The organism is uncultured Moraxella sp., assembly GCF_945873075.1.
Lineage (GTDB): Bacteria > Pseudomonadota > Gammaproteobacteria > Pseudomonadales > Moraxellaceae > Moraxella.
This window is the reverse complement of record NZ_CAMCBS010000037.1, coordinates 1-11,099: the sequence shown is the minus strand read 5'-3', so window position 1 is coordinate 11,099 and position 11,099 is coordinate 1. Positions and strand designations below refer to the sequence as shown.

Below are 11,099 nucleotides of genomic sequence, written 5' to 3'. Positions count from 1 at the left end.
AATGTCTATTAGGAGATGTGGTGTGATTTTTATCATGAAAAATGTCTATTACGCCTAAAATTATTTTATTATTAGCTTAAAATTGCTCAAAATTTAATCAATTTTATACAAATTTCCCATAGAGTTATTTATAAGTTATCCATGTAAATCATGATAACCCAAAACAAAACCCCAAACCACCACAGGCGATTTGGGGTAATGAGTTGCTTTGCTGTTAATTCATGCTTAACGCAAGAACGCACGAGCATTGCGGAATAGACGCATCCACGCACCGTCGTTTTGCCACTCATCCGGCTTCCATGAGTGATTGACCGCACGCAAGGTACGCTCTGGATGTGGCATCATCAAGGTCACACGGCCATCATTGCTACAGATACCCGTCACACCCTCTGGCGAGCCGTTCGGGTTCAGCGGATAATGCTCAGTTGGATTGCCTTGACTATCGACATAACGCAGGGCAATCTGGCCATGACGCACCAATTCTGCCATTGATTTGTCATCCAAATCAGCATAGCCTTCACCATGAGCAATGGCGATTGGTAAGATGCTGTCTTGCATACCTTTTAGCAGGACGGATTTGGTACGCTCAACACGGACATTGACCGTGCGTGCTTCAAAGCGAGCTGACTTGTTCGCTCTAAAGCGTGGGAAATGCTCAGCACCGACCATCAAGTTCTTGAGCTGGCTCATCATCTGACAGCCATTACACACGCCCAGTGCAAAGGTCTCAGGACGATGGAAGAACCGAGCAAACTGCATACGCAGCTCATCATGGAATAGCACCGAGTTCGCCCAGCCCGAGCCTGCGCCCAGTACATCGCCATAGCTAAAGCCACCGCACGCCACCAAGCCTTCAAAGTCACGCAGATTAATGCGGCCGCTCATCAAGTCGCTCATATGCACATCGATGGCATCAAAACCTGCACGCACAAAGCCTGCACCCATCTCAAGATGACCATTGACGCCTTGTTCACGCAAGATGGCGACTTTTGGTAGGCTCGTACGGCTGTTGATATATGGTGCTTCGACCGCCAAATCTAGGTCAAAATTGGCATCAGCAATCAAGCCATGATGGTTGATGTCGCTGATAAGTGCAAATTCTTGGTCGGCACACGCAGGATTGTCACGCAGACTTTGGATGGCATGGCTAACTTTTGCCCATTCTTGCTGTAGCTCACTGCGTTCAAAGGCAAGCTGTACGCTTGGCGTGGTGATGGTCAATTTATCCACACCTGCACCACCTGCCGGTGTCGCTTTGGCATCACCGATTAGGCTAGTCAATGCCGATACGCCATGCTCTGCCGCCAATACCACAAAGGCATCGACATCTTCAGGCAATACCTGCACTACCGCACCTAGCTCTTCGGCGAATAGCTGACCCAATAGATTATCATCACTTAGGGCAAGATTTATCGCCATACGGCTGGCAAACTGCATCTCAGCCACTGCCGCCACAAGACCACCATCACCGATGTCATGATAAGCCTTAATCACGCCTGCTTTGGCAGCCGCTTGGATAAAGGCAAAGAAATTGGCAAGGTCTGATGCCTTGTCCAAATCAGGGCAATCATTACCCAACTGGCTCAATGTCTGTGCAAAAATCGAACCGCCCAAACGCAGCTTACCGCCTGACAAATCAATGCGATACAGCGCCGAATCACTATTGATTAGCGCAGGGGTCAGCGTACCTGCGGCATCTTGGACAGGGGCAAAGGCAGTGATAATCAGACTCATCGGCGAGCTGACTGACTTATCCACGCCATCATCTTGCCAGTTGGCTTTCATAGATAGGCTGTCCTTGCCCACAGGGATGGTGATGCCAAGTGCAGGGCACAGCTCTTCGCCGACTGCGTGCACCGCATCAAATAGTGCAGCGTCTTCTTTTTCGTCGCCACAGGCTGCCATCCAGTTAGCCGATAGGGTCACATCGCTAATCTTGGCAATGCGAGCTGATGCGATATTGGTCACTGCTTCACCGACCGCTAGGCGAGCTGATGCAGTTGGGCTGATCAATGCCACAGGCGCACGCTCGCCCATCGCCATCGCTTCACCTGTGATGGCAGTCAGGCTCGTACTGGTCACCGCACAGTCTGCCACAGGCACTTGGTAGCGACCCACATACTGATCTTGGGTCACCATACCGGTGATTGAGCGGTCACCAATGCTGATTAGGAACGATTTGCTAGCGACTGTTGGGTGGCGTAGGACATCTTTGATACTCGTTGCCAAATCCACTGATGCGACATCCAGTGCACGCAGTTCATTGTCACGACGGCTAAAGCTACGCTTCATCTTTGGCGTGCCACCAAGCAGTACTTGCATTGGCATATCGACAGGTTGCTCTGGCAATAGGCTGTCATCGACTTGTAGCTGACGCACCGCAGTTGCCGTACCCAAGACGGCATACGGACAGCGTTCACGAGCACAGATCTCATCAAATAGCTTTTCGCTCTCAGGGCGGATGGCAAGCACATAACGCTCTTGGGCTTCGTTTGACCAAATTGCCATCGGCGACATACCTGCTTCTAGTGATGGCACTTTACGCAGATTCAGATGCGCACCCAGCTCATGATCATCAACAAGCTCAGGCATGGCATTTGATAGACCGCCTGCACCGACATCGTGGATTGAGATGATTGGGTTGTTGTCATTGCCGTCTTTTGCCATCGCCCAGCAGGTATCGATGACTTCTTGGCAGCGGCGTTCCATCTCGGCATTGTCACGCTGTACTGAGGCAAAATCCAAGCCTTCGTCCAGCTCGCCACTATCTACCGAGCTTGCTGCACCACCGCCCAGACCGATTTGCATCGCAGGGCCACCCAGTACGATGAGCAGATCACCTTCTTGGATGGCATTTTTTTGTACTAGATTACGCTTGATATTACCATAGCCACCGGCGATCATGATCGGCTTATGATAGCCACGCATTTGGCTGCCGTCTTGCTCGGCTGATGTATCAAGCTGAAAGGTACGGAAATAGCCGTTTAGGTTTGGGCGACCAAATTCATTGGCAAAAGCCGCACCGCCCAATGGGCCTTCGATCATGATATCCAGTGCTGATGCCATGCGTGATGGCTTGCCATAGTCGGCTGCTGATACTTTGCCTGATGTTTCCCATTTTTCAGGCATATTTGGCAAGTGCAGATGCGAGACGCTAAAGCCTGTCAAACCCGCTTTTGGCTTACCGCCACGGCCAGTTGCGCCTTCGTCACGAATCTCACCGCCTGCGCCTGTCGCCGCCCCTGCAAAAGGCGCAATCGCCGTTGGGTGGTTGTGTGTTTCGACTTTCATCAAGATATCGACTTGCTCATTATGAAAGCCGTACTGCGCTTCGCCAGCGTCGTTTTTGGTTGGGTAAAAACGCTCAGCGACAAAGCCTTCCATCACCGCTGCGTTATCTTTATAAGCTGATAGGATACCTTCAGAGTGTTTTTCGTGGGTATTACGAATCATCTTGAACAGTGATTTTGGCTGTACTTCGCCATCAATCGTCCATTCGGCATTAAAAATCTTATGACGGCAATGCTCAGAGTTGGCTTGGGCGAACATCATCAGCTCGACATCGGTCGGGTTGCGACCTAGCTTGCTAAAGTTTTCAACCAAATAATCAATGTCTTCGCTCGATAACGCAAAGCCAAATTCGGTATTGGCAGCGACCAGTGCATCACGACCTTTGCCCATGATATCGACCGTGCTTAGGTGCGCAGGCTCGCCATCGACGAACAAAGCTGATACATCGCCAAGCTCATACACGAGACTTTGGGTCATGCGGTCATGCAAGATGGCTTCGGCAGCAGCTGGCAGGCGGCTTGGCAGATTCTCACCAGTCAAGGTATAGACCACCACACGCTCGACACGGTGGATATTGACACCGCAGTTATTAAAAATATCGGTCGCCTTGGACGCCCATGGGCTAATCGTGCCAAAGCGTGGCGCAACCACCACTTGAATTTGATTGTCACCGGCACTCACCAAAGCAGGCGCTTGACCTTGATTCAATAGATCCAATACTTTTTTGTGGTCTGTATCAGACAATGGCGCATCAAATACATAAACCTGCTGACTGCTCAATGCGCTCACACTCAAATTGGCCTTGTCTTTGAGCTGTTCGGCTAATTTTTGTGCTTGAAAATCGGTCAAAAAACCCAAACCGGCGATGGTGCTCATCATGGTGTTTACCCTTGCAAAAGACGCCACTAAAAACTGGCAAAATGATCAGAAATAAATACCGTCTATTATAACAGAAAATTAAGGCAAATTTTCTGACAAGTGATAAAAAAGGACGAAAATTTCAGCGTTTTCGTCCTTTTGTGGGTCATCTTTTGATGACTGTCTTGTGCTTAGCTCTCTGGTTTAAGAGTGTCTTAAATTTGGCGTACCAATAAGCCGTCCAATCACCTAGCCACCAAAAGCAAAAGTCGGCGGTCTGTCATCGGATGCCCAATACTGCTCTTGCTCGTCAAGCTTGCCATGATGTGGCGTGATGCGATACAGATTTTGGATGGCGCATAGACGCACAAGCTCATCATGGCTATCAATCTGCCAAGTCATTTTATCAATCGTCATCGTCGTTGGGAAAGATTGGTCTTTGAGCTGTTGATAAATCATGGCATCTTGACCAAAAAGATGTGGTCGCATCTCTTCAACACGATAGCCAGTTTGATAAAACATCTTGCGTGCATCAAAATCGGTAAAATAGCGAATATGGGTAAAATCCAACAAGCCCCAATTTTGATAACGCCATTGACCACGCATGGCATCGAGTAGCACAAGCAGGTTGGACGCATTTGGCAAGCTAATCAACACTTGCGCATCATCGCTGATTTTGTCATGCAATCCCACCAACAGCTCCCACGGATTGTACAGATGTTCTAAGACATCAAATAAGCATACCGTATCAAACTTATCCGTCAAACCTGCTTTGGCAAAGTCCACTTGGGTCACATCTTCTTCGATGACATGGTCATAATGCGTCCGAGCAACCTTAGCAGCTTCGGGGTTGAACTCACAACCCCACACAGCCACGCCTTCATAGCGACGCTTGAGCTCACGACCCACCGAGCCGACATTACAGCCGATGTCGAGCACTTTTTTGGGCGTACGAGCAATCAGCGCCAAGCACTCTGGGCGTGGGCTGTCGTCATAGACCAAGCCATTTTCTTTTCTTTGCCAAATAAATTGTGTCATAAATACCGCTTGATATTAATACTGCTTAGTTGTACGGATTATAAGCCTTTGCTTCGCTTAGCACTCGCTCATCTTCGATGATTTTATCCACCAAAGCATTAATCTTGGCAGGCAGACCCACCATATAGGCACGAGCTTCTTTTTCGCTCTTAAATTCTAGGTTGTCGCCTTCTTGGAGTTTTTTGAGTTGTTCACGCAGTTTTGTGAGCTCTTTTCGGTCTTTTTCAATTTGGCTCTCCAAGCGGTTCATATTGTAGCCATAGTTATTGGCACGAGTCAGCACATCCAAAAGCTCACTTGGGCAGACGCTATTGAGACGACTACCACTTCTGCCAAGTCGATAGGCATTGGCGGTGGTGCAGTAGCTTTGCAGTCCTGCTTGGCGACCTTGTTCCCACACATCACGGTCAGGCGTGATACCCACTTTGGCACACGCTTTGGCATGGCTGGCAAGGCGATTCCAATCATGTCCACTGCTACCATCTTTAGCACCGACTTGATACCAATCAGCCACTTGGCACTCTGTCTTTGACATCGTCGCACAGCCTGCCACCATCAATGATGATGCCATAATACCCAAAATCACACGCTTCATAATCTATCCTTACCATGAGTGAATGAATGTTTATCTATTTAAGTTTATCCCAAAATCTGCCTACATCCAAGCAAATTTTTGTTAAGTATTTGTTGAAGTCGCTTGAGTCGTTTGGACGGTATTTTGTGCAATCAATTCATCCAATGCCACGCCCTGCAAGGCATCAAGCGCATCGAGTGCATCAATCAGCGCACGATAGGCAGGACGCATGGCGATAAACTGACTGGCACTCGCATCCGTCATATCGGCTCGGCATTTTTGTTCAAACTCTTCGGACGATGCACGCAGTCGTGGCACGCCTGCATAGCGTGATGCACCCACCATGCGATGGCTGATCTCGGCAAGCTTGACACGATCTCGATCCGCCCAAGCACGCTCAAGTGCTTGTTTTTCGTTATCCGCCCCATCAATAATCATACCAAGTAGCTTCATCGCCAAATCAGGCTTATTCGCCGAACGCTCAAGCGCATCCGCCCAATCAATATCCTGTCCAGCATCAGCCACCGCAGCCAGCTCATCCACCGCCACAGGCTCAAACTGCACCGTCTGCTCAGCAGGCTCAGGCACATCATCACGACTGCGACCGAGCCATTTTTGTAGTGTCTGCACAAGCTGTACTTGTCCAATCGGCTTACCCACATAGTCATTGAGCCCTGATGATACCAAGCGGTCTTTTTCGTCCGATAAGCCATGCGCCGTCAGCGCCACAATCGGCACAGGCTCAGACAGATGCGCCTGCTCAATCTTGCGAATCTGAATTGATGCTTCAAGCCCCGACATTCGTGGCATCTGCACATCCATAAACACCAAATCAATCGGCGGACTAGCACCCGTGATGCTCTTGGTCATCATCTCAATGGCATCAAAACCACTGCCTGCGGTGACCACTTCAACGCCAAGCTCAGTCAATAGCGCATCGAGTACAAGCAAGTTTGGTAGATGGTCATCCACCGCCAAGATGCGTCTGCCGACAAATTTGGCTTGGCGAGACGATTGGTCATTGAGCAAGGTTTCATCTTGGTTGCACAGCATGGCGTACAATTGACGCTTGTCCATCGGCTCATACAAAGCGTGCGTCTGATAGCGTTCGAGCAGCTGACTGTTCATGCCAACTTGATAACCATAACTGGCAAGCTTGCCTGTGTATCTTAGGCGAATTTGGCGTAAAATTGCCCCGACATCATCTTTGGCGGCATCTTGACCAAAGTTATCGACGATGACCCAGTCGTATTCGGTGTCTTTTTTATCCAGTTTTTCTAATAAATCAGCCAAACCGATTGCCACGGTCAGTTGTACTTTTGTACCGGCGAGGCTTGCTTTTAGCACCTGCAATGCCGGTGCATGGTTAATCCACACAAGCACCTGCATTGGCAAGTGTAGCTTATCAGGCAGTGGCGTCATCGCATCGATGGCGTCATCATTATCTTGGACACCTGTTGGCATCTCAAACCAAAAAGTCGCCCCCGTGTTGGCGATATTTTCGCTATGATTGTCAAAAAATCCAATCGAGCCGCCCATCAGTAGGGTCAATTGCTTAGAAATCACCAAGCCAAGCCCCGTGCCGCCATAGCGACGAGTCACGGACAAATCCCCCTGGCTAAAGCTTTGGAACAGCTGTGCTTTGTCGCTTTCGCTGACGCCTTTGCCCGTATCTTCGACCGCAATGTGTAAAAAGCCTGTTTTTTCGGCTAGGCTGACACGGACAATCACCCCGCCTGTATCGGTGAATTTGATGGCATTACCCACAAGATTCGTTAAAATTTGCTTAACACGCAAACTATCACCAACCACACGAGTTGGCACATCATGATAAAACAGCACCGCAAGGCGTAGGCGTTTTTCGAGCGCTGCTGGTGAGAGCATATCCACGACATCATATACCGCTGCATACAGGTCAAAGTCATGGCTATCAAGGGCAAGCTTACCTGCTTCCATCTTTGAAAAATCAAGCACATCATTGACTAGGGCGAGTAGATGCGCACTGGATTTTTTGATGGTTTGGACATATAAGTCCTGCTCGCTAGTTAAGCCTGCCTTACGAGCGAGTAGATTGATAAAGCCATCAATACTATTAAGCGGTGTTCTTAGCTCATGGCTGATATTGGCAAGAAAAGCGGACTTGGCTTGACTGGTTGAAATCGCCGCATCACGAGCGTTACGGATGGAGATATTTTGCATTTCCATCTCATCAAAGGCTTGTTGCAAATCTCGCTCGGTCTCTTCGGCGTGGTTCTTAAGCTCGGTAAAGCTGACATCAAGCCGTTTAATCGCACGGCTAAAATCATCAATTAACAAAGCAAATTCGCCATCGGTGCGTAGTGTCGGCGCTTTGGAGAGATGTTCGGCATTGAGCCTTTGTAGGTACAGGCGCATCTCATAAATCGGCGCAATCCATCGCTTAGAATAGATATTCAAAATCAGTAGTAGTAACAAAATGGTAATCAAGCCAGTAATCGCCAGTGCCAATGCCACTCGATAATAAGCAATGGTCAAAGGCGTCTTGTCCATATCAACAAACAGCCAATACCGCTTATTATTGAACAAAATCGGCATCCCATACGCCGTCCCCACAGGCGTCGCCATACGCATCACTTCTTTGGCATCGCTATCAAACGCTCCCCACGGCGCATCCGACTGCATCCCTGTGGTAAACAGCATCTGCCCAAGCTCATCCATCACCGCCACACGCAGTACATGCTGATTGCGTGATTGTTGTAGTTGGTTGAGCCAATGCTCGCTGGTCGTCGTCGGATTGGGCTTGGGCGTGATGGCTTGTAGCATACCGCTGTCATCCATCTGCTCGATTTGCAGATTGAGCGATTCTTGGCTTTTTTCAAGGTCCATCAACAAAGGGCGTACAATCGGCTCATAACGCACCAACGCCGCCTGCGCCAACGCATCTTGCTCGGATAAAATCGCACGGCGTGTCTCAACCATCACCAAATACGCCCCTGCCATCGCCAAAATCACAATCGGCAAAAACACCAATAAAATCAGCTGACCATAAGCACTTTTGATACCAAAGCTTTTCTCGATTCGCATACTCTGTCCATCACAATAGATAAACGCACTATATCAAAAAATCATAAAAAAAGCACCATTTGTCTGTATCAACATCCATCATGACAAGTGCTATGAATTTCTTTATAATGACTATAATAATCACAATTTATCAGCATCCAAGTATTCCAAAGAACCTATTAATGAGAAAGCCAATGACAATCACCACTCACCTAAACAACCCTGCTCTTATCCAACAAGCCTGCTATATAAACGGCGCTTGGGTCACCGCCCAAAGTGGCAAGACTGTTGCTGTCACCAACCCTTTTGATGGCTCACACTTGGGCGCTGTGCCTGATTTGTCCGCTGATGAAGTACGCACCGCTGTCGATGCCGCCGAAATCGCCCAAAAATCTTGGGCAAAGCTCACCCCTAAGGCTCGTGGTGAGATTTTGCACCAATGGGCAGATTTGATTGATGCCAATATCGATGATTTGGCGGTCATCATGACCCTTGAGCAAGGTAAGCCACTGAGTGAAGCTCGTGGTGAAGTCGCCTATGCCAACAGCTTTATCCGCTGGTTTGCCGAAGAAGGCAAGCGTGTCTATGGCGATGTCATGGCAGCCACCAACCCTGCCCTGCGTTACACTATCTTAAAGCAACCTGTCGGTGTCTGTGCTGCCATCACTCCGTGGAATTTCCCATCGGCGATGATTACCCGCAAAGCTGCCCCTGCTCTGGCAGCCGGCTGCACCATGATTGTCAAGCCTGATAGCCAAACGCCATTTTCTGCCATCGCCATGATGGTACTTGCCGAACAAGCAGGTCTGCCAAAAGGCGTCCTACAAATCGTCACAGGTGACGCCCCAACCATCGGTAGCGTGCTGACCAAAGACGAACGCATTCATAAGCTATCCTTTACAGGCTCAACCGCTGTCGGTCGCCTACTGATGGAGCAGTGCGCCAGCACTGTTAAGAAGCTCTCGCTAGAGCTCGGTGGCAATGCCCCGTTTATCGTCTTTGAAGATGCTGACCTTGAAAAAGCTGCCACAGGCTTAATCGGCTCAAAATATCGCAACGCAGGTCAGACTTGTGTCTGTGCCAACCGTGTCTATGTGCAGTCTAGTATCAAAGATAAGTTTTTAGAAATTTTTAAGGCAAAAGTCGATGCCCTAAAAGTCGGCAACGGCATGACAGCAGGCGTAGAAGTTGGCCCGCTGATCAATGATAAAGCCTTACAAAAGGTGGAACATCTACTCAATGATGCCTTAGATAAAGGCGCAACGCTTATCACCGGTGGCGACAAAAATGATGCCAGTAAGCTCACCTTTAACCCCACCATCATCAGCAATATCACCCCTGAGATGGACATCTACCGTGAAGAGATTTTTGGCCCGATTGCCCCTGTGTTTGTCTTTGACAGCGAAGAAGAAGTCATCGCTACGGCAAACGATACCATCTATGGCTTGGCGGCGTACTTTTATACCAATGACTTGGGCCGCTCATGGCGAGTGTCCGAAGGACTAGAATACGGCATGGTCGCCCAAAACACAGGGCTACTATCCACCGAAGTCGCCCCTTTTGGCGGTGTCAAGCAATCAGGCTTTGGGCGTGAAGGCTCAAAATACGGCATCGAAGAATACATCACCACCAAATATTGGTGTGCTGATATTAGCTAAACCGCACACCACCCAACAAAAAAACACCGCCACATAGTGGCAGTGTTTTGTGTTCTTTGGTGATGCGTATTACTTACGAATCACTGGTGCAGTTTCACCTGGGTTTAGGATACCTGAGCCATCTACATCGACAGTCACACGGCGGTTAGGCTGTAGACATTCGATCAGTTGTGGGCGTGGTAGTTTCATATCACAGGCTTTGATTTGTTCAGTTTCACCAGCACCGTATGAACGGATTAGGTTAGCTGGGATGCCGTTTTGTACTAGGTAGTTGACGACAGTCTGAGCACGGTTTTGTGATAGACGTTGGTTGTAGGCATCTGTACCTAGTAGGTCAGTATGACCAGTGACGATGACCGCATTTAGCTGATCAAAGGTTTTTAGACGAGTAGCCAGTTCGTCTAGGTCACGGCGACCACCTGGTAGCATATCGGTTAGGGTATGCTTGTCAAAGGCAAATAGTGCATCAGCGTTTAGCGTGTAGCGTTGTAGCTGTGGTGCTGCAGGTGCTGGCGCAACAGGTGCAGGCACTTCTTTTACAATGACTTCTGGTGCTGGTTGTGCTGGTGGGCAAGCACCATCCACAGGATCTACTGGGTTCCAGTAGAAGGTACGAGTGAACTTGTCTTTGTCAAATA

The 11,099-nt window shown here is 49.0% G+C and carries 6 protein-coding genes; 1 reads left to right on the top strand and 5 read right to left on the bottom strand.

Annotated elements, in window-relative coordinates; genetic code table 11:
* Positions 1 to 225: 225 nt before the first annotated feature.
* From purL to Q0N89_RS09105, 4 genes are all read right to left on the bottom strand, one after another.
* The gene (gene purL, locus Q0N89_RS09120) at positions 226 to 4,170 is read right to left on the bottom strand and encodes a phosphoribosylformylglycinamidine synthase (protein WP_294035658.1); all 3,945 of its coding nucleotides are present in this window, start codon (positions 4,168 to 4,170) and stop codon (positions 226 to 228) included.
* 228 nt (positions 4,171 to 4,398) lie between these two features.
* A complete protein-coding gene (locus Q0N89_RS09115; RefSeq protein ID WP_294035656.1) occupies positions 4,399 to 5,187 on the bottom strand; it encodes a class I SAM-dependent methyltransferase in 789 nt (262 codons plus the stop codon).
* Positions 5,188 to 5,212: 25 nt separating this feature from the next.
* A complete protein-coding gene (locus tag Q0N89_RS09110) occupies positions 5,213 to 5,782 on the bottom strand; it encodes a DUF2799 domain-containing protein (protein ID WP_294035654.1) in 570 nt (189 codons plus the stop codon).
* Between the two features lie 81 nt (positions 5,783 to 5,863).
* Positions 5,864 to 8,824: an ATP-binding protein gene (locus Q0N89_RS09105; protein ID WP_294035652.1), complete on the bottom strand. Its 2,961-nt coding sequence runs from the start codon at positions 8,822 to 8,824 to the stop codon at positions 5,864 to 5,866.
* Between the two features lie 173 nt (positions 8,825 to 8,997).
* On the opposite strand from Q0N89_RS09105, the gene Q0N89_RS09100 reads away from it, so the two are divergent.
* Positions 8,998 to 10,461 (top strand): NAD-dependent succinate-semialdehyde dehydrogenase, encoded by a 1,464-nt coding sequence (locus Q0N89_RS09100; RefSeq protein WP_294035650.1) that lies wholly within the window; start codon positions 8,998 to 9,000, stop codon positions 10,459 to 10,461.
* A 69-nt stretch (positions 10,462 to 10,530) separates the two neighbouring features.
* Here Q0N89_RS09100 and Q0N89_RS09095 read toward each other — a convergent pair.
* The coding region (locus Q0N89_RS09095) for an OmpA family protein (protein WP_294035648.1) at positions 10,531 to 11,099 on the bottom strand (569 nt) is incomplete at its 5' end.

Bases quoted from the DNA above. Each gene is read 5' to 3' on its own strand.
- purL (WP_294035658.1), bottom strand. From the start codon at position 4,170: ATGATGAGCACCATCGCCGGTTTGGGTTTTTTGACCGATTTTCAAGCA.
- Q0N89_RS09100 (WP_294035650.1), top strand. From the start codon at position 8,998: ATGACAATCACCACTCACCTAAACAACCCTGCTCTTATCCAACAAGCC.
- Q0N89_RS09110 (WP_294035654.1), bottom strand. From the start codon at position 5,782: ATGAAGCGTGTGATTTTGGGTATTATGGCATCATCATTGATGGTGGCA.
- Q0N89_RS09115 (WP_294035656.1), bottom strand. From the start codon at position 5,187: ATGACACAATTTATTTGGCAAAGAAAAGAAAATGGCTTGGTCTATGAC.
- Q0N89_RS09105 (WP_294035652.1), bottom strand. From the start codon at position 8,824: ATGCGAATCGAGAAAAGCTTTGGTATCAAAAGTGCTTATGGTCAGCTG.